The 20851-nt window shown below is 71.5% G+C and carries 19 protein-coding genes; 8 read left to right on the top strand and 11 right to left on the bottom strand.

Going from position 1 to position 20851, the window contains the following annotated elements:
* Positions 1–163: 163 nt before the first annotated feature.
* Entirely contained in the window at positions 164–1222 is a 1059-nt protein-coding gene (locus tag E0F75_RS02090; protein WP_187621010.1) for a helix-turn-helix domain-containing protein, read from the bottom strand.
* Positions 1223–1494: 272 nt separating this feature from the next.
* On the opposite strand from E0F75_RS02090, the gene E0F75_RS02085 reads away from it, so the two are divergent.
* The 4 genes from E0F75_RS02085 (at position 1495) to E0F75_RS02065 (ending at position 9725) form a co-directional block, all read left to right on the top strand.
* Positions 1495–5178 carry a S8 family peptidase gene (locus E0F75_RS02085; RefSeq protein WP_187620673.1) on the top strand — a complete coding sequence of 1228 codons (3684 nt, stop codon included), beginning with the start codon at positions 1495–1497 and terminating at the stop codon, positions 5176–5178.
* A 220-nt stretch (positions 5179–5398) separates the two neighbouring features.
* Positions 5399–6574, top strand: coding sequence for a cytochrome P450 (locus E0F75_RS02080; RefSeq protein WP_187620672.1), 1176 nt, complete (start codon positions 5399–5401; stop codon positions 6572–6574).
* Positions 6575–6798: 224 nt separating this feature from the next.
* Positions 6799–9246 (top strand): bifunctional serine/threonine-protein kinase/ABC transporter substrate-binding protein, encoded by a 2448-nt coding sequence (locus tag E0F75_RS40325; RefSeq protein WP_187620671.1) that lies wholly within the window; start codon positions 6799–6801, stop codon positions 9244–9246.
* A gap of 98 nt (positions 9247–9344) precedes the next feature.
* Complete coding sequence (locus E0F75_RS02065) at positions 9345–9725, top strand: hypothetical protein (RefSeq protein ID WP_187620670.1); 381 nt, start codon at positions 9345–9347, stop codon at positions 9723–9725.
* Positions 9726–9803: 78 nt separating this feature from the next.
* Here the strand turns inward: E0F75_RS02065 and E0F75_RS02060 are convergent, their stop codons facing one another.
* The 7 genes from E0F75_RS02060 to E0F75_RS02030 all read right to left on the bottom strand — a co-directional run bounded on the left by E0F75_RS02060 (position 9804) and on the right by E0F75_RS02030 (position 14506).
* A complete protein-coding gene (locus tag E0F75_RS02060; protein WP_187620669.1) occupies positions 9804–10223 on the bottom strand; it encodes a hypothetical protein in 420 nt (139 codons plus the stop codon).
* Between the two features lie 38 nt (positions 10224–10261).
* Positions 10262–10720, bottom strand: coding sequence for an SHOCT domain-containing protein (locus tag E0F75_RS02055; RefSeq protein ID WP_187620668.1), 459 nt, complete (start codon positions 10718–10720; stop codon positions 10262–10264).
* Positions 10721–10848: 128 nt separating this feature from the next.
* Positions 10849–11508, bottom strand: a complete 660-nt coding sequence (locus tag E0F75_RS02050) for an HdeD family acid-resistance protein (RefSeq protein WP_187620667.1) — start codon at positions 11506–11508, stop codon at positions 10849–10851.
* 76 nt (positions 11509–11584) lie between these two features.
* On the bottom strand, positions 11585–11746 hold the full coding sequence (locus E0F75_RS02045) for a hypothetical protein (RefSeq protein WP_187620666.1): 162 nt from the start codon (positions 11744–11746) through the stop codon (positions 11585–11587).
* A 199-nt stretch (positions 11747–11945) separates the two neighbouring features.
* Positions 11946–12956 carry a tellurite resistance/C4-dicarboxylate transporter family protein gene (locus E0F75_RS02040; protein WP_229312434.1) on the bottom strand — a complete coding sequence of 337 codons (1011 nt, stop codon included), beginning with the start codon at positions 12954–12956 and terminating at the stop codon, positions 11946–11948.
* A 143-nt stretch (positions 12957–13099) separates the two neighbouring features.
* On the bottom strand, positions 13100–13711 hold the full coding sequence (locus tag E0F75_RS02035; protein WP_187620665.1) for a histidine phosphatase family protein: 612 nt from the start codon (positions 13709–13711) through the stop codon (positions 13100–13102).
* 234 nt (positions 13712–13945) lie between these two features.
* Positions 13946–14506 (bottom strand): helix-turn-helix domain-containing protein, encoded by a 561-nt coding sequence (locus tag E0F75_RS02030; RefSeq protein WP_187620664.1) that lies wholly within the window; start codon positions 14504–14506, stop codon positions 13946–13948.
* A gap of 189 nt (positions 14507–14695) precedes the next feature.
* Between E0F75_RS02030 and E0F75_RS02025 the strand changes: the two genes are divergently transcribed.
* Together E0F75_RS02025 and E0F75_RS02020 are read left to right on the top strand one after the other, a co-directional pair.
* On the top strand, positions 14696–15820 hold the full coding sequence (locus E0F75_RS02025; RefSeq protein ID WP_187620663.1) for an aryl-sulfate sulfotransferase: 1125 nt from the start codon (positions 14696–14698) through the stop codon (positions 15818–15820).
* Positions 15817–17226, top strand: a complete 1410-nt coding sequence (locus E0F75_RS02020) for a uracil-xanthine permease family protein (protein ID WP_187620662.1) — start codon at positions 15817–15819, stop codon at positions 17224–17226. Before E0F75_RS02025 ends, E0F75_RS02020 begins: the two co-directional genes overlap by 4 nt.
* A 24-nt stretch (positions 17227–17250) precedes the next feature.
* On the opposite strand, the gene E0F75_RS02015 is transcribed toward E0F75_RS02020, so the two are convergent.
* The 3 genes from E0F75_RS02015 to E0F75_RS39900 form a co-directional block, all read right to left on the bottom strand.
* Positions 17251–17799 carry a rhodanese-like domain-containing protein gene (locus E0F75_RS02015; RefSeq protein ID WP_187620661.1) on the bottom strand — a complete coding sequence of 183 codons (549 nt, stop codon included), beginning with the start codon at positions 17797–17799 and terminating at the stop codon, positions 17251–17253.
* Positions 17800–18029: 230 nt separating this feature from the next.
* Positions 18030–18881 carry an aldo/keto reductase gene (locus E0F75_RS02010; protein ID WP_187620660.1) on the bottom strand — a complete coding sequence of 284 codons (852 nt, stop codon included), beginning with the start codon at positions 18879–18881 and terminating at the stop codon, positions 18030–18032.
* A gap of 49 nt (positions 18882–18930) precedes the next feature.
* Entirely contained in the window at positions 18931–19059 is a 129-nt protein-coding gene (locus tag E0F75_RS39900; RefSeq protein WP_267499282.1) for a hypothetical protein, read from the bottom strand.
* A gap of 108 nt (positions 19060–19167) precedes the next feature.
* Between E0F75_RS39900 and E0F75_RS02005 the strand changes: the two genes are divergently transcribed.
* Together E0F75_RS02005 and E0F75_RS02000 are read left to right on the top strand one after the other, a co-directional pair.
* Positions 19168–20079 (top strand): helix-turn-helix transcriptional regulator, encoded by a 912-nt coding sequence (locus tag E0F75_RS02005; RefSeq protein ID WP_187620659.1) that lies wholly within the window; start codon positions 19168–19170, stop codon positions 20077–20079.
* Between the two features lie 198 nt (positions 20080–20277).
* Positions 20278–20625 (top strand): hypothetical protein, encoded by a 348-nt coding sequence (locus E0F75_RS02000; protein ID WP_187620658.1) that lies wholly within the window; start codon positions 20278–20280, stop codon positions 20623–20625.
* The last annotated feature ends 226 nt before the right edge of the window (positions 20626–20851 follow it).

Below are 20851 nucleotides of genomic sequence, written 5' to 3'. Positions count from 1 at the left end.
AGTATGTGTGGGGGCTGCATTCCGTATCTCACTCGGGGTGGACCGCGACGTGCACCCGCCGTCGGAGGGTGAGGCCTGGACACCGCTCAGCTCGCCCGTGGATCCCTGCCCACCCGGGATGGCGGCCGGCATCTTCGCCTACGACCCGGAGCCGGGCGCCTGGTCAGCCGTTCGCCAGCCACCCCCGCTGCGCCACCTGCCACACCAGCTGCGTCCTGGTCAGGGCCCCGGCGCGCTGCATCAGGGCCTGGATCCGGCGCTGCACCGTGCGCTGACTGACCCACAGCTGCGAGGCGATGGCCTTGTCCGCGACCCCGGCGACGATCAGGGACAGCAGATACCGCTCGTCGTCGGCGAGGTGCACCGCCGGATTCGGGCCGCCGTCGAAGTCGGCCAGTTCGCCGGAGTCCGTGACGTGCAGCGGGGTCGCCGCCGCCCACTGGCTCTCGAACAGGGCGATCAGCGCGTCGAGCAGACTGCTGCTGTGGATCACGGCGGCCGTCGGCTCGCCCACCCGGTCGGCAGGACCCGCCGCCCGTTCCGTACCGTCGAGGCCTTCCCCGCTCTCGTACACGAGAGGGCAGATGGCCATCGAGCTGTCCGCGATCACCAGCCGCACCGGCAGCGTTCCGACGGCCCGCGCCTGCTCGCCCGCGCGGATGCTCCGGGCAACGTTGTCAACCATCCCGGGCCCTTCCAGGAGTTCGCGCTCGTAGATCGTCTTGTAGCGCACCCCCCGGGCGAGCAGCTCCCACTCCTCGTCGTTCTCCGCCGCCGCCAGAGCGACCGGACGGGCCTTGCAGAGCCAGCGCATCTCACCGGCCCCGTACGCCATCTGCCGCAGCCGCTGCCGGATCACGCTCGCCCCGGTGATCACCTCGACGAGCTGCCCGGCGTCGTGCCGCCGCCCGCCGGCCCGGTACTCCTCGGCGAGCTGTTCCACGCCCCGCCGTGCCCATTCGAGCGCTTCGTGCCCGCGCAGCAGCAGCGGGCGCAACGCCGCGTCGGGCGCCATCGGCACATACCGCTCGGGACCGCCTCCCGGTGGCTCGGCGGCCCGGCCCACCAGGCCCTTGTCGTGGAGGGAGGTCAGCAGCCACTGGACCCGTGCCTCGTCCAACCCCAACTGCCCCGCGATTCCGGCGGTGTCGGCTTCCCGAACCCCGAGGAGAAAGCGGTACACCCGCTCCTCATCGGCGTCGACCCCTGCCGCCTCCAGCATGTGTCCTTCGCCCACGACGCCTTCCCCCACCCCGGTTGACGTGATCTCACCCCCGTACCCGGAGTGATCAAATCACATCAGGACCGTCGAAAACGAGAGCCCGCCATACCACGCGGGTCCCGTAAGTAGCCTGCGGTGCACGCACATTGGCGGCGAGTGGACATGTCGCTTCTTCGCCAGTCGCGGGCTGTAGCGAAGGTGATCGTTCCTGTTGACTCTTGGTTCCGCCGGACACGGATCCCCCTTCCGCCGGCGGAAGGAGTGCCCTCAGCATGCGCAGCAGACGGAGAACCGCACTGCTCGGCTTCGCCCTGGCAGCCACCATGACCGCAGGCGGCATGGCGTACGGCGCCACCCCTCTCCCCGCGACCGGGGAGGAGTCGGTGACCCCCGCGCCCCGGGACGCCGTCCGCACCGCCACGGTCACCCTGGTGACCGGCGACAAGGTGACGGTGGCCACCCGGGCGGGCAAGACCGTCGCCGTCAACGTCACCCCGTACCGGGACAGCGCCGCCGGACTGCGGACGTACACGGTCGGCACCGACGTGTACGTCATTCCCCGGGACGTCGAGGCGCTGGTCCACAACGGCCAGGTCGACAAGCGACTGTTCAACGTCACCCAGCTCGTCGCCCAGGGCTTCGACGACGCCCACCGCGCGTCGACCCCGCTGATCGTGCGCTACGACTCCACCGGCACCACGGCCCCCGGCGGTGCCCGTCTCACCCGTAGGCTCCCCGGCGTGCGCGGCGCCGCCGTCACCGCCGACAAGGCCGAGGGCGACACCTTCTGGGAGGCCGTCGACGACGACAGCGCCCGGGCCGGAACCCCCGAGGCCCGCCTGTCGGGCGGCGTCCAGCGCCTCTGGCTGGACGGCAAGGTCGACGCGCTCCTGGAGAAGAGCGTCCCGCAGATCGGCGCGCCGGAGGCGTGGGCCGCCGGATACGACGGCACCGGCGTCAAGGTCGCCGTGCTCGACACCGGCGTCGACGCCACCCACCCCGACCTCGCCGACCGCATCGTCGAGAGCCGCAGCTTCGTCCCCGGCGAGACCGCGCGCGACGGCCACGGTCACGGCACCCACGTCGCCTCCACGATCCTCGGCAGCGGCGCCGGCTCCGACGGCAGGTACCGGGGCGTCGCCCCCGGCGCCGAGCTGGTCGTGGGCAAGGTCCTCGACGACGGCGGCTCCGGCTCGGAGTCCGGCATCATCGAGGGCATGGAATGGGCCGCGCACTCCGGCGCGAAGGTCGTCTCCATGAGCCTGGGCGGCCAGGAGGGCGCCGACGGCACCGACCCCATGTCGCTCGCGGTCAACGAACTCACCGCGAGGACGGGCGTCCTGTTCACCATCGCGGCGGGCAACAGCGGCCCCGGCGCGAGGACCGTCGGCTCGCCCGGCGCCGCAGCCGCGGCCCTGACGGTCGGAGCCGTGGACTCGGACGACGCCGTCGCGAGCTTCTCCAGCCGTGGCCCGCGCGGCGACGGCGGCCTCAAGCCGGAGATCACCGCACCGGGCGTCAGGATCGTCGCGGCCCGCGCGGCGGGCACCACGATGGGCGCCCCGGTCGGCGAGCTCTACACCACCGCGAGCGGCACCTCCATGGCGACGCCGCACGTGGCGGGCGCGGCGGCGATCCTCGCCCAGCGCCACCCCGACTGGTCGCCCGCCCAGCTGAAGAGCCACCTCATCAGCACCGCGAAGACCACCGCCGACACCTCCGTGTACGCCCAGGGCGCCGGCCGCCTCGACGTGGCACGCGCGGTCCGCCAGCCGGTGTCGGCCGGCGGCACGATCGACTTCGGCCTGCGCGGCTGGGACGACTCGGCCACGGTCGAGAAGAAGATCGAGTACGCCAACGACGGCGACGCCCCGGTCACACTGGCGCTCTCGCTGGAGAACGCGGGAGAGACGCTGCCCGCCGGCACGCTCGCCCTGGGCGCCGACTCGGTGACCGTCCCCGCGCACGGCACCGCCGGGGTCGCCGTCACCCTCGACACGGGCAGGGTCACCACCGGCTCGCACGGTGCGCACGTCACCGCCCGTGCCACCGACGGGACGACGGTGGCGACCGCGGTCGGCTTCGGCCGGGACGTGCAGCGCTTCGACGTCACCCTGAAGGTCCTCGACCGCGACGGCAAGCCGACCGGCGGCATCGCCGCGATCACCGACACCTCCCTGGACAGGGCGGTGCTCCCGGAGACGTACCCGGTCGGTGAGGACGGGACCGTCGTGGTGCGGGTGCCGCGCGGCGAGCACTCCTTCATCGCGGAGATCTTCCACTACAGCCCCGACTGGAGCATGCTCCACGAGTACACCTACGGCGCCCAGCCCGGCACGCTCATCGACACCGACCGCACGTTCACCTTCGACGGCTCCAAGGCCGGCCCGGTCACCATGGCCACGCCCCGCCCGTCGGAGACGAACCGCCTCCGGGTCGGCATCACCTCCCGCTCCTCCTCGCAGCCCCTCGTCCAGGACCGCGAGACCTGGCTGGGCGGGGAGACGGCGGTCTACTCGGTGCCGTCGGCCACCACCGACGCCGGCCTCTTCGAGTCGCGGGTCGGCTGGTCCCTCGGTGCCCCCGCGCTCTCGGCCCGGCTCGCCGGACACGGCAGCCGTGCCCTGGACGTCTCCTACTTCCAGGGCTGGACCGGCTCTGCGCGCTTCGACGGCAGCCGCACCCTCCGGGTGGCCAGGCCCGGAGAGGATGTCCGGGGCAAGCTCGCGCTGGTGAAGCGTGACTCGGGCACCACCACGTACGCACAGGTCGACGCGGCGGCCGACGCCGGAGCGCTGGCCGTGCTCGTCTACAACGACAGCCCCGGCGGCTGGCTGGCGGGCAACTGGAGCGCGAAGGAGACCCGCATCCCCGCGATGACCGCCTCCGGCACCGAGGGCGAGCGGCTGCTGGCTCTGTCCGGCGCCCGGATCACCTTCTCCGGCACGGCGGTCAGCCCGTACTCCTACGAACTGCTCAAGTACCGTGCCGGCGGCATTCCCGCCGACCAGCGCTACCGCGTCCGGGCCGGTGAACTGGCCACGATCGACTCCCGGTTCCACGGTACGACCGCCGGAGCCGAGGCCGGATACGGCCGGCTGATGCACGCGCCGATGCAACCGGTGGCGAACTTCGCCTTCGGGCGGATGCAGCTCCAGCGCACCCTGACCGAGTACGTCACCACGGGCCTGCGCACCTACGAGGCCATGAAGCTGGGCCCCGTGTGGACGGCGGGCGGCACCTGGCAGCTGACGGCCGCCACGAAGCTCACCCCCGGCCGGCAGGCCCGCCGCGACTGGAACAAGGCCGTCGTCCGCACCGCGCTCCCGGGCGGCCTGGACAACGCCGCCGTCCGTGACGGCGCGGTCGCCGGAATCACCGCCGCGGGACTCCTCGACAGCGGCTTCGGGCAGTGGGCCGTCATGCGCAACGGCAGCGACAAGGAGCTGACCACGGTCTACCGGAACGGCACGCTCCTCGGCACCGCACCCGCCACCGCCGTCGCCTTCCCGGTGGTCCCGGAACGAGCCGAGTACCGCGTGGTCACCGACGTACAGCGGGAGGAGGCCGGCTGGAACACCTCCACGAAGGTACGCACCGACTGGCGCTTCCACTCCGCGCAGGGTGAGGGGCGGACACTGCTGCCCGTCCTGTCGGTCGACTACCGCCTCGGTACCGACCTGGCCAACAGCGCCCGGACCAGATCCCGCACGACCGTCGGCCTCGGCGTACGGCACCCCAAGGGTCTCGTCGGCCCGGCCGTCACCGGGGTCGAGCTGTGGGCCTCGTACGACGACGGCGCCTCCTGGCGACAGGTCCGCCTGGACGGCCGTCTGAACGGCACCATCGACAATCCGGCGGCCGCGGGCTTCGTCTCGCTGCGGGTCATCGCCACCGACGCCGACGGCAACTCCGTCGACCAGACGGTGACGCGGGCCTACCAGGTCCGCCGCTGACGGACCGCAGCCGTACGTCCGGGGCAGCCGCGCGGCTGCCCCGGACGTACGCGTCAGCAGGACCGACTGCGGCCGTACGAGCCGAGGGACCTACGGGGGACAAGGGGCTGCCCGACCCGGGCCGAGTCCGGCGTTCCAGGGCGTCGCCGATCGATGATCGCCGGCCGGGTAGGGCGTGTCGCAGTCCGCGGCGGACCGGGGCCCGTTGGAGGCTGAGGAGATGACCGACCCGACTCAGGAACCCCGCTTCCTCCAGGACCCCTATCCGGCCTACGCGGCCATGCGCTCCATATCCCCGGTGCGTCCCGTCTCCGGCTCCGGCGGGCACCGCAACTACCTGGTCACAGGCTACGCGGAAGCCAGAGAGGCCCTCGGCGACGCCCGCCTCTCGAAGGACACGGCCGCGTTCTTCGCGGGCAAGGGGTCACGGCGCCGTCTGCACCCCGCGGTCGCCCACACGATGCTGGCCGGCGACCCGCCCCAGCACACCCGGCTGCGCACACTGGTGACCAAGGCGTTCACGACCGGGGCCGTCGCGCAGCTGCGACCGTTCATCGCCCGCGTCACCGACGAGCTGCTGGATCAGTGGCCCGCCGGCGGGACGTTCGACTTCGTGGCCGGCCTGGCGGTGCCGCTGCCGGTCATCGTGATCTGCGAGCTGCTCGGAGTCCCGCAGACGGACCGGCCCGATGTCCAGCGCTGGTCGGCGGAGCTCTTCGCGGCAGGGAAGCCCGATGTCATCGACGCCGCCTCGCACTCGATGGCCGACTACATGACGGGCCTCATCACCACCAAGCGCCGGGATCCCGGCAGTTCTCTCCTTGACCGGCTCATCGCCGCTCGCGACGGAGACGATCACCTGAGCGAGACGGAGCTGGTCTCCCTGGCCGTGCTCCTGCTCGTGGCCGGCCACGAGACCACCACCAACGCCCTCGGCAACGCTCTTCTGGCACTGCTCCAGCACCCCGCCGCGCTGGATCGCCTTCGGGCGAAGCCCGACGACGTCCCTGCCGCGCTGGATGAACTGCTCCGCTTCGACTCGGCGGTGAGTACGGCGACGTTCCGGTTCACCACGGAAGCCGTCGAGCTCGGCGGTACCGAAATCCCGGCCGGAGTCCCGGTCCTGGTCGCACTGGGGGCAGCCAACCGAGACCCGGCGCGGTTCCCCGCGCCGGACCAGCTCGACCTGGACCGGAACGCGGCTGCCCACCTCGCCTTCGGCCACGGCATTCACCGCTGTGTCGGCGCACCCCTGGCGAAGGCGGAGGCGGAGATCGCCCTGCGAGCCGTTCTGACCCGGTTCTCCGGCATCCGTCTTGCCGTCCCGGCAGACCGACTGGAGTGGCGGCACACCCGACTCGTCCGTGGGCTGACAGCCCTACCCGTCCTGGCCTGACTGAACGCCGTCGAGCGCGGCCCGGACCAGACCCGTCTTCTCTCTCATCGGCCTTCGCCCCCGCTCGTGGCTGTCCGCTGGTCGAGGAATCGTCGCCCGCCTCCTCGCCACGCTGGCCGACAGCTCCACAAGCTGAAGGCCGCAGCCGATCGCGCCGTCACCGAAGGCGTGTTCCAGCCGTGGTTCCGTCACCTGATCGGACCAGTAAGTCCTAGAGTGTGCGCGTGACCGAGCAGAATCCCGAACTCATCGCCGGCCGCTACCAGCTGGTCGAACGCATCGGCCAGGGCGGCATGGGCCGGGTGTGGCGTGGCCTCGACCAGCAGCTCTTCGGGCGCGAGGTCGCCGTCAAGGAGATCCTGTTCCCGCCGGGCATGGACGACGACGACCGAGCCGTGCTGCTCCGGCGGTTCACCGGCGAGGCCCGCGCAGCGGTCACTCTCAGCCACCCCGGAGTCATCACCGTCCATGACGTCGTGGAGCACCACGGAGCCCCCGTCATCATCATGGAGTTGATCCGTGGGCAGTCCCTGGCCGCCGCCATCCGAAGCCACGGCAGACTGCCCGTACGGCGGGTGGCCGAGATCGGCGCCGCCATGCTCGACGCGTTGGCCGAGGCGCACCGGGCGCGCATCGTCCATCGCGACATCAAGCCGGACAACGTGCTGCTGACCAAGGACCGTGTCGTCCTGACCGACTTCGGCATCGCCCACCTCGCCGACGCCACGACCAAGCTGAGCCACAGCGGAATCGTGATCGGCACCCCGCAGTACATGCCGCCGGAGCAGCTGGACGGCAAGCGCCCGACTCCGGCCAACGACCTGTGGGCGCTCGGCGCGACCCTGTACCACGCTGTCGAGGGACGCCCGCCGTTCGAGGCGGAGGGGCTCCATGCCCTCGCCGTGGCGGTGTTCACCAGCCCGCACCGGTCGCCGGTCCATGCCGGCCCGCTGACCCCCGTGCTTGACGCGCTCCTCACCAAGGACCCGGCTCAGCGCGTGGCCGCCTCGGAAGCGGCCGAGATGCTCGCGTCGGTGCTGCGGTCCTCGGCCGGTCCCGACGTATCAGCCGAGCACGGGCCGGCGCGCGAACGCGCCCCCGAATCCGAAGCCACGCCCACCCCCGCCCACACGCCCGATCCTCGGGCGACCCCGGCACCTGCACCCGTACCGGCACCCGCACCGGACGCGGCAGCGGAGAACGCTTCCGCCCCGCCGATGCCGCAGCAGGCACCCTCACCGACTCCGCCACCACCAACCCCCACGGTCCGGGACTCCGGGTCCGCCGTCGGCACTCCGCGCGGCCCCGTGCCGGACCGCCCGACCACCCCGCCCGTGCCCGTACCCCAGGGCGAAGGCCCGGTCACACTGGATGCGACGGCCGACTCCGGGCACCGAGGGCCGACGTCGGGCCGGCGGCGCGGCCTCACCCGGCGCTCCGCGGTCCTGAGCACGGCGCTGGCGGTGCTGGCCTCGGGCTCCCTCCTGACCTGGGCCCTCACCCGTGATGACGACGCCGCTCGGGGCGGGGCGGCCGGCAGCGGAGCGGGGAACCCCTCCGTCACGGTGGTGATCGGTGTGGACGCACCACTGAGCGGCGGACTGTCCTCGATGGGCGTCGGCATCAAGAACGCCGCCGACCTGGCGGCCAGGACCGCCAACGAGTCCCGCCACGTCCCCGGCGTGACATTCGAGATCAAGGCCCTGGACGACGCGGCCGACCCCGCCAAGGGCGCATCCATCGCCGGCCGGTTCGTGGCCGACGAGAAGGTTCTCGGGGTCGTCGGCCCTCTCAACTCCGCAGTCGCCCGAACGCTGGTGCCCTCGCTCGCGCGGGCGGACGTGGTCAACGTGTCACCGGGCAACACCGACCCCGCCCTGACCCTGGGCCCCGACTGGGCCGCGGGGACCAGGTCCCGTCCCCACTCCACCTACTTCCGCACCATCGCCACGGATGTCGACCAGGGGCCGTTCGCCGCCCGGTACCTGCATGAGGCGAAGAAGACCAAGCTGTACGTCATCGACGACACGAGCGCCCACGGCACCGCGCTCACCGCCGGTCTCACGGCCGAGTTCACCAGACTCGGCGGGACCGTCGTCGGCACCGAGCAGGTCGACCCCGCGGAACGCGCCTTCGCGGGACTGGCCGTCCGAGTACGGTCCTCAGGCGCCGACGCCGTCTACTTCGGCGGCTACTACGACACCGCGGCGCCGCTGTCCCGGCAGCTCAAGCAGGCGGGGGTGAACGTCCCCCTGATGGGCGGCGACGGCATCTTCGACCAGCAGTACCTCACGGAGAACCCGCAGGCCGAGGGCGACCTCGCGACCCAGATCGGCGTACCCGCCGAGGAATCGGAGGCAGGGCGGGAGTTCCTCGCCCGGTACCGGAAGGCGAACTACCCCGAGCCGCCAGGCTGGTACGGACCGTACGCCTACGACGCGACCTGGGCCCTCATCGAAGCGGTGAAGACCCTCGTGACGGACAACGGCGGCACTCTCCCCGACAACGCCCGGGCGAAACTCTCACCGGCAGTGGCCGGTGTGGCCTTCGACGGTGTCTCCGGCCGGGTCGCCTTCGACAAGGACGGCGACACGGTCAACCGCAGGCTGACGGTGTACGCGGTGAACGACGGGAGCTGGACGGTCGCCCCGACCGGCCCCACCGCCCCCTGACCCCGGCACCCTGGGGGAGGCGATCGAGTAGCGCGTGGCCGAGTGTGAACTGCTTGCCGCACCACCACTCCTGCCGACCTGGGGCTAGGCTCCGTGAAATGGAGCGAGCTGAGGTTCTGAAGCGAGTGATCGGCATCCTGACGGAGGCTCAGGAGATCCGCCGGGCCGTGGAGGACGAGAGTGAGGGCGACGAGGCCTTCGAGGCCGCGTCCGAGATCGAGCCGCGGGTGGTCACCCAGATGCTGAACGAGATGCTGCCCCACATCAGCGTGCCGGCCGACGCCACTCCGCAGGAGGTCGCCCACCTCCTCGCCTCAGCGCTCGGTCCCGCGCTGTACACCATGGTCTCCGGGTTCACCCTGGCCTTCACCAGTCTCGCCGTGGCGCATGACGAGGGGCGGACCGACGTCTCCTCCGCCGAAGTGCTGCAGTCCCTTGCCCTCCAGGTGGAGGCGGGCCGTTTCGACGAGGGCGCCTGACCGGCCCATCCGCGCCGAACGGCCCACGCCGGACCGGTCCGCCGCGGGGCGGGCCGTTCCGGCGGAGGAGGCCCTGCGTCAGAGGAGTTCCTCCCGCTTCACCGCGCACAGTGCCCAGATGACGAATCCCGACATGGCGACCATCAGGATCGACCAGGCCGGGTAGTAGGGCAGGGAAAGGAAGTTGGCGATGATGACGAGCGCGGCGATGCCCACGCCGGCCACGCGTGCCCACGTGGCCGTCCGGTACAACCCGAAGCTCACGAGGATCGCGATGACGCCGAGGGAGAGGTGTATCCAGCCCCATGACGTCAGGTCGAACTTGAAGACGTAGTTGGGCGTGTCGACGAAGACCTCGTCCTCCGCGATCGCCATGATGCCGCGGAAGATCCCGACGAGGCCGGTGATCCCGAGCATGACGGCGGCGAAGACGGTCAGTCCGCCGGCCCAGGCCTGTCTCGTCGTGTCTGCCGACCGTGTGGTGTGAGTGGAAGCCATCGCGATCCCTCGCTTCTCGGTCGAATCGTCGGGCGCGGTCAGCGTCCGGGGGTGGGGGGCACGCCGGGTGCGGGGCTCGTGGCCGGCCGGTCGTCGGTCAGGACCAGCGCCTTCGCCCGGTTGAACTCCTCATCCGTGATGTCTCCACGGGAGCGGAGTTCGGAGAGCCTGGTCAGTTCTTCGGCGCTGCTGGGTCGCGCCGCACCGGACGCGGTCTCGCGGATGTAGGCGTCGAAGTCTCGCTGCTGGTCACGGGCCTGGGCTATCTCGCGGCGGCCCATGTTCTTGCCGCGGGCGATCACGTACACGAGGACACCGAGGAAGGGCAGCAGGATGGCGAAGGCGAGCCAACCCGCTTTGGCCCATCCGTTCATGTCCTTGTCGCGGAAGATGTCGGTGATGATCCGGAAGAGCAGGATGAACCACAGGACCCAGAGGAAGAACCAGAACATGGTCCAGAAGACATTGAGCAGCGGGTAGTCGTAGGCGAGGTACATGATTCCTCCGTTTCCGCGGTCGCCGGGCATGCCGTGGCGTACCTCGGGTCCTCCGCGTGGCGGGGTGGGGGTGGGGAGAGCCTCACCCCGAAGGGCGGGCGCGCGAGGCTGCGTCGGCGACGCGGCGGTCAGATGGCCGGGCCCGGCGAGTCGTCGTGGCCCGTGACGCCCGCCCTGCGCAGTGCCGACCGCCACGCCAGCGCGACGGCCGTCTCGGCCAGGCCGAGGAGGACGAGCCACAGTCCGAGCAGCCTGGTCAGGGCCCGGGCCGACTCCGCCGGCAGCGCCAGCACCACGATTCCCGCGACGATGCCGAGAGCCGCGACGGCCATGACGATGCCGCGGTGCGGCATGTTCTTGGTCGCGATGGCCGTGTAGAGGGTGACGATGCCGGACACCAGCCAGACGGCGCCGACGATCAGCGAGAGCGCGGCGATCGTCTGGAGCGGGTTCCTCAGACACAGCACGCCGCCCAGGACACACAGGACCGCCACGATCAGGCCGGGCACGCGGTCGCTGCTGCGCCCGAACACGGTCACGAACTGGAAGGCGCCGGTCAGCAACAGGTACACCCCGATGAGCACGGCCAGGACGTGCAAGGTGACGTCCGGCCACACGAGCGCCAGGATGCCCGGGATGAGCGTCGCCATCGCGGCACCGAGGAGCCAGACCCACGAACGGCCGAGACGCGCCAGCTGGTCCGCCGGGTCGGCCGCGGCGCCGGGCGATGCTCCTCCGGCCCCGTCCTCCGGTCCGGCACGGGGTGTGGAGCCCTGTGACGTTGCCATGTGTCCTCCTCCCGCCGCCCGGGTGGATCGTCCCGGAGCTTCTCAGGGCTCCAGGAGTCGCCACGTCCCACAGCGCTCAGATCGAGCGACTGGAGCGGGCCGGCAGTCCGTACGGACGAGCCTTGGCGATGGCAGGGCCGAACAGGAGGGTCGGTCCGGCCATCTTGACGCGATCGGCCAGGGGCGACGCCGTGGCCGGCGTTCCCGATACGTGTTCCTCGGAGGTCTCGTAGTGCATGAGGTGTCTCTCGGAGGGGCCAGAAACGGGAGCGTGCGGAGCTCCAGGACCAGTGTGCACCCTTCGCCTGCCCGACGCCTCACCTCGTGAGGAACGGACAGGAGAGCCCTGGGTGCCATCGGCGGGCCGCAGCCGCGCGTCACCGCGGAAGGAGGGCGGCTTGGCGGCTTTTCGAAGGCCCCGAACCATACGTTGGTTGTCACCGCCACCGGTGTGCCCGGGCCGGGCGACGGTCGCCGGCAGCGGGGGAGGAGCGGTCGGCGGCGTGCCCCATGAGCGAGCGGGCGAAGCCGTAGGAGGTCGGAAGCCATACGGCCACGGCGATCCACATCAGCACCCGACCCAACGTTTCCAGCCACCCGACTCCGGTGGCGGCCGCCACCGACAGGGACGCCACCGCCGTCATGCCGAGCGGGAAGACCGTCGCCCAACGACGGACGTCGTAGCCCAGGCGTGGCCGGGCGAACTCGCCGCACAGCAGGACTGCGTACCAGGCCAGATCAAGCGCCACCAGGACGAGCGTGGTCGTCCGCAGCGTCGTGACCGCGCCGCCCGACCAGACGCCCGAGGCGAGGAGCTTCGATCCGGCGAGCGCCGAGATCGCCAGCGCCCCGCCCGCGATCCACTGGTCGCCCGCGCCCGTCACCACCTGGCGGAGATCGAAGCGGGCCAGGGCGTCGACGTACAACGCGAGCCCGAGGAGGAACAAGCCGAGAGCCACCCGAGCAAGCCAGTCACCGGCCTCCGGCGCGAGGACGGCACACAGCACCGCGAGCCCTTGGGTGGCCACACAGATCAGGAACACGGCGCCCGGTGCCCGCCGGGTCAGGTGCCGGAGGACGGCGACCAGCATCACCGGCCACACCACCGCGGCGATCACCAGGAGTGACACGGCCACCGGAGTGAGGCCGAGGAGCTCGAACCGGACGCCGAGCACTGTCGTGGCAGCGACCGCGGTGAGCGCCGGCGGGGTGTCGGCGGTCACCTCCCAGCGGCGCCGATCCCTCAGGAGCAGGGCCGAGAAGCCGAACGCCAGCAGCAGCCACAGCGCCGTGGCCAGCCAAAGCGCCACGAGAGAGACCACCTCGAAGCCGGTCAGACTCAGACCGACCGACAGGATGCCGGTGGCCATGACCGCAGCGCCGGCCACCGGCGGCCACGCTGCCCAATGCCCGGCGTACCGGTTCATGGTGTGCTCACGCTGGTGCATGGCCCCATCGCATCGCTGCTCCTGGCGCCCCGCCAGTCGTCGGGGGGACGAGCGGGTGGACGGGGCACTCTTTCGGCTCAGTCGGGGGAGTCCTGTACGGCGGTGCGGGCAGCCGCCCCTCCTTCAGGCGACCGGCCTCCGTGTCACGTACGGACACGGGGGAGCGGGCGCTGGTTCCAGCCTGCCACCACCGGCAGTCCGTGCTCCGTGGACAACCTGCCGACCGTCGCCGTCGTCAGGAGGAACAGCCGCCCCTCGGACGCCGGCAGGCCAAGGTAGCGGGCGGTGAGGACGCGCAGCAGATGCGCGTGCGCGACCACCACGCCGTCCTCCTGCGAGGCGGCGAGGAGAGGCGCGATGCGCGCCAGCACCCGGTCGGCCCGTCGTCCTACGTCCTCGGCGGACTCGCCCGGCCGTCCGTCGGCGTGCGGGGGTACGCCGTCGGTCCACAGCGACCAGTCGGGCCGGGTCTCGTGGATCCGGGCCGTGGTCAGCCCCTCGTACCCGCCGTAGTCCCACTCGCACAGGTCCTCGTCCATCGCCGCGTCCCGCAGCCCGGCGAGGTCCGCGGTGTGCCGGGCCCGCCGCAAGGGACTCGTGAGCACGAAGGAAGGGGAGAGGCCCTCGAAGAACGGGGCGAGCGTGCGTGCCTCCGCCTCGCCGTCCGGCGTGAGCGGCAGATCGGTACGGCCGGTGTGGCGCCCACTCACGCTCCACTCCGTCTCGCCGTGACGGATCAGGATGAGGTCACTCATGGCGGCGGTGCTCCTTTCGTCGACTCGACGGTGTGGGCCTTCGGCGGCGTGAGGCGGCCGGGGGGCAGGTCACGCTTTCCAGCGTGCGGCCTCGGTCTCCGTCACGCACTTGAGGATCAAGAAGACGGAGGCATGGACGAACACCGCGTAGATCGCTTAGATCGTGTGGATCGGTAGATCGCTCAGGGCGTGGACAGTTCCCGGTCCGAGAGCGTCGGGAAGGCGCTCGTCCCGTCAGGGCTCCAGGACGTCGACGTGGTCGCCGACCGCGACCACGAGGACCCGCGACCCCGGTTCGACGGTGCGCCAGCGGTGCCGGACGCCGCCTGACACCAGGAGCGTGTCCCCGCGTCCCAGTCGGTGGATCCGGCCTTCGGCCTCGACTTCCACCGAGCCGTCCGCCACGTACATCAGCTCGTCGTTGCGGTGCCGGAACTCGCGATCCGCCTCGTGCTCGCCGACGAACTCGAGCGCGTGCAGCTGATGGCGGCCCCGTACCACCGGCCGGACGCCGGCCTCCCGGTCGAGGCCGCTGTCGTCACCTGCGCGCACCACGTCGATCGTGCGTGTCTCGTCCGAGGTCCCGAGCAGCTGCACCGCCGTGGTGCCGAGGGCGTCCGCGATCCGCTGCAGCGACCGCATGCTCGGGCGTGCCCGGTCATTCTCGATCTGGCTCAGGAACGGGGAGGAGAGCCCGCTGAGCCGCGCCACGTCGGCGAGCGTCAGGTCGAGTGCCCGGCGTCGGCGGCGTACCGCAGCCCCCACCCGAGGGGTGTTCGTGCTCTCAGCCTCCATGGATGTCCCGTCCTTCCCCGCCCCGAGGCGCCGTTCTCCCTGGTCGACGGCGCCTGACGGCACCTTACGCGGCGCAACGCGGGAACTCGGAGACGGTTTCGTACTCCCGACACACGCCCGTCACACAGCGGCCCTACCGTCAAAGTCGGTTGTTGTCATCAAAGAAAGTTTGAAGCTAGGAGTCCCTACGTGCCCTCTGTCGACCAGAACTCACGCCGCCGCCGTCCTGTCGGCCTCATCGCCCTCGACGAGGCGGCCGTGTCCGACGGCTACACCCTCTACGCACCGCTCACCGGCACCGGGGAGGTCTACCTCATCGATCTCCACGGCAATACCGTCCACAGCTGGAACCTTCCGTACCGCCCCGGCCGCCACGCCCGTCTGCTCGCCGACGGCACGCTGGCCTACAACGGCGTACTTCCGGGGGAGCGTGCCCTCTTCCCGATGTGGCACAAGTACCGGGGCGGCGTCATGCTCCGTGCGGCACCCGACGGCACCGTCCTGCGGGAACACCGCGACCCCCTCCAGCACCACGACGCCCACCACCTCGACGACGGGCGCGTCCTCTACACCGCCCTGGAACCCCTGACCGGGGCCGAAGCCGCGACGGTACGGGGCGGCGTGCCCGGCTCCGAGGCCGAGGGCGGTGTCGTCTGGGCCGACACCATCAAGGAGGTCGGCCCGAACGGTGAACTCCTCTGGTCCTGGCGGGCCTCGGAGCACCTCGACCGCGCGTCCTTCCCTCTGCACGAGGCCTATGCGCGGGAACACTGGCCCCTGATCAACAGCGTCACGCCCCTGCGGGACGGCAACATCCTGGCCAGCCTGCGCAGCGTCTCGGCCGTCGTCGTCATCAGCCGCGACACCGGCGAGATCCTCTGGCGCAGCCGCCCCGGCACGGTCAGCCAGCAGCACGCCCCCACCGAACTGGACGACGGCCGGCTGCTCGTCTTCGACAACGGCGCCTTCCGGCCCGGACACGACGTCCCGTACTCCCGCGTCATCGAGATCGACCGGGCCGCCGGCGACATCGTGTGGGAGTACCACGACCCGGCGCGCGAGTTCTTCTTCGCGCCCTTCATGGGCTCGGCGCAGCGCCTGCCGAACGGCAACACGCTCGTCACCGACTCGCCGTCGGGGAGGCTGTTCGAAGTGACCAAGGACGGCTACCTGTGCTGGGAGTACGTCGTCCCGCACTTCGCCGGCTACGGCGAGAGCGAAGTCCGTGGCCTCTTCCCGTCCGAACCCAACGCGGTTTTCCGCGCCTACCGTTACACCGCGGCCGACATCCCGTGGCTGGAGACGACGGCATGACGAACACCCCGGCGTCCAAGGCCACCCCGGAGGCCACGTCCGACTCCACGTCCGCGTCCACTCCTGCCTCCGGCGACCCGGTCGAAGGCGTCGAAGCCGTCGACGCGACGGTTCCCTGGCGGAGACTGGTACCGCTGTCGGCCCAGCACGTCCTGGCCATGATCGCCGCCCCGGTCTCCACCGTCTTCCTCGTCGCCGGCACCCTGAGGATGGCGCCCGGTGCGACGGCCTCGCTGCTCAGCGCCGTCCTGCTGCTGTGCGGAGCCGGCACCCTGCTCCAGTCCCTCGGCGTGTGGCGGATCGGCGGCCGCCTTCCGTTCGTCATGCTGCCCGGCGGCGCCGCGACCGCACTGTTCCTCCAGATCGCCCAGGACCACGGGGCGCCGACCGCCGCCGGCGCCGTCCTCCTGGCGGCGGCCCTGCTCCTGGCCGTGCTGCCCCTGTACGCCCGCGTCGTACGGCTCTTCCCGCCCCTGGTCATGGGGGTGACAGTGCTGCTCATCGGGATCGCGATGATCCGGGTCGCGGCCCGGCTCGTCACCGGCCCGGACGGCACGGGCGAGCCCCGCGCGGTGCTCCTCGCCGGGCTCACGGTCGCGGCGACCGTCGCCGCGTACGTGTTCCTGCGCGGCGTCTGGCGCCAGACCTCCGTCCTCATCGGGATGGCGGCGGGCACCGCCGTGGCGGTGGCGACCGGCCTGGGAGGCTTCGCCCCCGCGGCCGGCAGCGGCTTCGCTCTACCCGCGTTCCTGCCTTTCGGGACACCGCGGTTCGACCTGCTGGCCGCCCTTCCGCTGCTCCTGTTCAGCCTCACCACCCTGGCCGAGATCACCGGACAGACCGTGCTCAACAGCGAGACCGTCGGCCGGACCCCGGCGCCCGAACGGGACGTCCCGCGCGTCGCCCGTGCCGACGCCGTCGTCTCCCTGGCGGGCGGGCTGTTCGGTACGTCCCTCATGGTCACCAGCGCCGAGAACATCGGCATCGGCCGGCTCACCGGCGTCCGCAGCCGGTTCGTGACCGCCGGGGCCGGAGTACTCCTCGTCGTCCTCGGCCTGGCCACGCCCGTGTCCCGGGCGCTGGCGGGCATACCCGAGGCCGTCGTCGGGGGCTCCGCCCTCGTCGTCTACGCCGTGATCGCCGTCATGGGCGTCGAGATGCTCCGCCGCGCCGACCTGTCCGGCACCGGTACGGGCTCGCTGACCGCCGCGCTCGCGCTCACCGTGGGACTGCTGCCGCTGCTCACCCCGGATCTGTATGCGGGGTTCCCCGGCTGGGCCCGCACGATCCTGGGCAGCGGCGTCGTCGCAGGCACCCTGACGGCAGTCCTTCTCACCGCGCTGCTCGGCCGGTTCGGCCCCGAGAGTCGTCACTCCGCCCCGCCGGACCCGCACGCACGGCAGTGACCGCGCGGGAAGCGGCGGCGCGCGTCAGCTGTGCGGTGCCGCGTCGCGCCGGTTGAAGGGAAGCCGGCCCAGGACCGCCGCCATGCCGCAGGTGTCGGTGAGCGCCGAGAACACCAGACCCCCGGCGATCCCCGCCGAGAGCACCTGGAACGCGGGATGGACGAGCAGCCCGAGAACCAGGCCGAGCAGCACCAGCACCCCTGCGGTGAAGCGCACCTGACGCTCCATCCCCCAGACCTTCCGCACGGGTCCCGGCGGGTATTCGAGCGGATGGCCGGCCGAGGCCCATCCCCGGGTGCCGCCGGTGAGACTCGCCGCGGCGACCCCGTGGGAGGCGAGGGTCGCGACGGCCTTCTCGGATCGGGCACCGGAGGCGCACACCAGCAGGAGCGGCCTGCTCGTGGTGGCGTCCCGCAGGTCGGGCACCCTGTCCTCGATGCGTTCCAGGGGGACGTTGACGGCGCCGGGCAGACGGCCGGACGCGAACTCGCCCGGGGTGCGGACGTCGACCACGTTCAGCTCGGGCAGTCGAGCCTCTGCTTCGCCGACGGTGAGGGTGCGGGATGTACTCATGACGAACCTGCCCTTGGCAGTGACCGGGTACGGCTCCGCACCGGCAGCGGCGGGGCCGTTCCCCGGATGCTAGACGTGCGCCGCCGTTCGGACGTCGCGACGGGGCCTGCTGCCACGAGCCCGCCATGACTCCACCACACCGCGGCAACATGCGAGCCGCCTCACGTCTGCTGGTGCTGGTGCTGGTGCTGGTGCTGGTCGCGTTCGGGTGAGGGGTTCGGGTCAGGCGTTCAGGCGTTCAGGCGGCGCTTGGCGAGCCAGGTGACCATCTCGGGGTCGTGGTGGTCGAAGAACAGGGAGCGGCCCGTGTCGAGGGTGGCGATGGCGGCCATCTGCTCGTCGGTGAGCTGGAAGTCGAAGACGTCGATGTTCTCGGCCATGCGCTCGGCCCGCACCGACTTGGGGATGGCGACGACGCCGCGCTGGGTCAGCCAGCGCAGCACGACCTGGGCGACGGACTTGTCGTACTCCTTGCCGATCTCGGCAAGCAGCGGGTTGGTGAACAGGTCGTTCTTGCCCTCGGCGAAGCCGCCCCAGGACTGGATCTGCACCCCGTGCTCGCGCATGAGGTCCTGGTAGTCGGTGCGCTGGAAGAAGGGGTGGGTCTCGATCTGGTCGACGGCCGGGGTGATCTCGTTGTTGAGGATCAGGTCGATCAGGCGGTCGGGGTAGAAGTTGGCGACCCCGATCGCCTTGGTCACGCCCTCGCGGTTGAGCGCCTCCATGGCGCGCCACTGGCCGTAGACGTCGCCGAAGGGCTGGTGCATCAGGTACAGGTCGACGTAGTCCAGGCGGAGCTTGCCCAGGGAGGCCTCGAAGGCGCGCTTGGTGTTGCCCTCGGCCGGTGCGTCCTGGACCCACAGCTTGGTGGTGACGAACAACTCCTCGCGCGGGATGCCGCTGGACTCGATGGCGCGGCCCACGGCTTCCTCGTTGCCGTAGGCGGCGGCGGTGTCCAGCAGGCGGTAGCCGGCGGCCAGGGCCTCGGATACGGCGCGCTCGGTGTCCTCGGCGGGGATCTGGTAGACGCCGAAGCCGAGCAGCGGCATCTCGACGCCGTTGTTGAGGGTGACGGTCTGCATGAGCGGAATGTCCTTCGCTGTACGGGCGGGAGCGGGCGGGAGAGGGTGGTCAGGGGCGGATGGGGGTCTTGAGGACCTCGCGGTCGGTCATGGCCCGGCAGGCATCCGCGGTCTGGACGAGCGTGAGCGGGTCGTGCGGGGCGGCGCGGGTGGTCAGTGGTGCCGGCCTCGTGCTCATTCACCTTCGCCTGGATTCCTCCGGTGTGGCAGGGCGGGCTCTTCAGGGGTCATGGCAGGGCCCCCCTCCCGTCTGCGAGCCACGTGCCGAGCGGGTGAGACTGGAACCATGGCATCCGAGAGCGCCAACAGCGAGGGCGCCGAGCTGGGCCGCTACCTGCGCGCCCGCCGCACCCAGACAAGCCCCGACCACGTCGGCCTCACCGTGGGCGCCGGCATCCGCCGCACCCCCGGCCTGCGCCGCGAAGAACTGGCCACCCTCTCCGGGATCAGCATCGACTACTACGTGCGCCTCGAACGCGGCAAGGAGACCCGCCCCAGCCCCGCCGTCCTCGACTCGCTCGCCCGAGCCCTGCACATGGACGACCAAGAACACCAGCACCTGCGCGAGCTCGCCGCCCGCGCCGCCCGCTACGCCCCCGAACCGCCCCCGGTCCCGAGCCGCAGCGTGCGCCCCCACCTCAAGCTGCTCCTGGAGTCACTGCGCCCGAACCCGGCGTACGTCATCAGCCGCAGCATGGACATGCTCGCCTGGAACCCCGGCGGCCTCGCCCTGTACGCGGGTCTGGACGACTGGCCGGCCAAGCACCGCAACCTCGCCCGCTACCTGTTCCTTCATCCAGCGGCCCGCGATCTGTTCGCCGACTGGGACCGGCAGATCACCGCGTGCGTCGCCCGTCTGCGGGCCACCGCCGGCACCGCACCCGACGCTCCCGACCTCACGAACCTCGTCGGCGAGCTTCTGCTCAAGAGCCCTGACTTCGCAGGCCTGTGGGAACGCTACGAAGTCACCGGTCGCAAGCCCGCCCACAAGACGTTCCACCACCCCCAGGTCGGGACGATCACCCTGACCTCACAGTCACTGCACATTGAAGGCACCCCTGGCCGGCGCATCGGCGTCTACACGGCCGAACCCGGCAGCCCCGACCACGACGCCCTGCTCCTGCTCGACATGACGGCACCGCGGCCGGCGGAACGTTCCGCCTCCGTACCGCACAGAGCCCCTGATCAGCAGCCGTGAGCCACCAGTGCACGCCGCCACTGGCCAGCCCGTGGAGCTCGGTCTCACGCGGCGTGCGCGGCGTTCGTCGGGTCTTCTCACTTGTGACGAGATGGAGTAGGCGGCATCCGGGTGGGTTTCTCTCCGGATCGCAACGGGCCGCAGTACCCGTGTCGTCGTTCCCTGCACGAACGTTGCACGACGACTGAGGAGACGCTCATGACCGAGTTTCAGGCGCTCACCACGGCTCCGCGCGCACTGTTGGATCTCGACCCGTACCGCTTCCCTGCCGTGTACGACTTCGACGACCTGCACGGGGAGACATCGGCGACCTGCGGGATCACGGAGTTCGACGACTACTCCAAGCCGGAGCCCGCGCCTTCAGGCAGCCCGTCCCACGGCCTGGAGCCGGCCGACCGCCGCCGACTGGAGCTGCACGCCACTCTCACCGCGGCAGGCATCGCGCCGCTGCCGGGCGATCTCGACGCCATCGACGTGCTCTGCACCCTGGACGACAGCACCCACATCGCGCTCCGTCGCTGGCTCGGCTGGTCCACCACCCACTGACACGTGCCGAACGCAGTCGGCCGCTGCCGGCGGCCGACGACCGGCCCGGTGCTTCGCCACAGCAGTCGTCAGGAGCTCGTGCTCCTGACGACTCCAGGCAGCCCCGCCGCGAAGCGGGGGCCGCAAGGCGAGCCCAGTGGGGCAGCGGGACATCCGGTAGACGGGGATCCGAGCGCCCGCCGGCCTGTGTGCGCCGGCGTGACGATCTGTGGTGGCTGTGAGTGTC

The sequence above is a fragment of the Streptomyces sp. CB02980 genome (genome assembly GCF_014451325.2).
Taxonomy (GTDB): domain Bacteria; phylum Actinomycetota; class Actinomycetes; order Streptomycetales; family Streptomycetaceae; genus Streptomyces.
The sequence above is the reverse complement of the archived record's forward strand: the minus strand, read 5'-3'. Positions and strand labels throughout refer to the sequence as shown.

Bases quoted from the DNA above. Each gene is read 5' to 3' on its own strand.
- E0F75_RS02060 (WP_187620669.1), bottom strand. From the start codon at position 10,223: ATGGCTTCCACTCACACCACACGGTCGGCAGACACGACGAGACAGGCC.
- E0F75_RS02080 (WP_187620672.1), top strand. From the start codon at position 5,399: ATGACCGACCCGACTCAGGAACCCCGCTTCCTCCAGGACCCCTATCCG.
- E0F75_RS02045 (WP_187620666.1), bottom strand. From the start codon at position 11,746: ATGCACTACGAGACCTCCGAGGAACACGTATCGGGAACGCCGGCCACG.
- E0F75_RS02030 (WP_187620664.1), bottom strand. From the start codon at position 14,506: ATGGAGGCTGAGAGCACGAACACCCCTCGGGTGGGGGCTGCGGTACGC.
- E0F75_RS02040 (WP_229312434.1), bottom strand. From the start codon at position 12,956: ATGCACCAGCGTGAGCACACCATGAACCGGTACGCCGGGCATTGGGCA.
- E0F75_RS02085 (WP_187620673.1), top strand. From the start codon at position 1,495: ATGCGCAGCAGACGGAGAACCGCACTGCTCGGCTTCGCCCTGGCAGCC.
- E0F75_RS02050 (WP_187620667.1), bottom strand. From the start codon at position 11,508: ATGGCAACGTCACAGGGCTCCACACCCCGTGCCGGACCGGAGGACGGG.
- E0F75_RS39900 (WP_267499282.1), bottom strand. From the start codon at position 19,059: ATGAGCACGAGGCCGGCACCACTGACCACCCGCGCCGCCCCGCACGAC.
- E0F75_RS02020 (WP_187620662.1), top strand. From the start codon at position 15,817: ATGACGAACACCCCGGCGTCCAAGGCCACCCCGGAGGCCACGTCCGAC.
- E0F75_RS02005 (WP_187620659.1), top strand. From the start codon at position 19,168: ATGGCATCCGAGAGCGCCAACAGCGAGGGCGCCGAGCTGGGCCGCTAC.
- E0F75_RS02035 (WP_187620665.1), bottom strand. From the start codon at position 13,711: ATGAGTGACCTCATCCTGATCCGTCACGGCGAGACGGAGTGGAGCGTG.
- E0F75_RS02010 (WP_187620660.1), bottom strand. From the start codon at position 18,881: ATGCAGACCGTCACCCTCAACAACGGCGTCGAGATGCCGCTGCTCGGC.
- E0F75_RS02000 (WP_187620658.1), top strand. From the start codon at position 20,278: ATGACCGAGTTTCAGGCGCTCACCACGGCTCCGCGCGCACTGTTGGAT.
- E0F75_RS02065 (WP_187620670.1), top strand. From the start codon at position 9,345: ATGGAGCGAGCTGAGGTTCTGAAGCGAGTGATCGGCATCCTGACGGAG.
- E0F75_RS02090 (WP_187621010.1), bottom strand. From the start codon at position 1,222: ATGCTGGAGGCGGCAGGGGTCGACGCCGATGAGGAGCGGGTGTACCGC.
- E0F75_RS02015 (WP_187620661.1), bottom strand. From the start codon at position 17,799: ATGAGTACATCCCGCACCCTCACCGTCGGCGAAGCAGAGGCTCGACTG.
- E0F75_RS02055 (WP_187620668.1), bottom strand. From the start codon at position 10,720: ATGTACCTCGCCTACGACTACCCGCTGCTCAATGTCTTCTGGACCATG.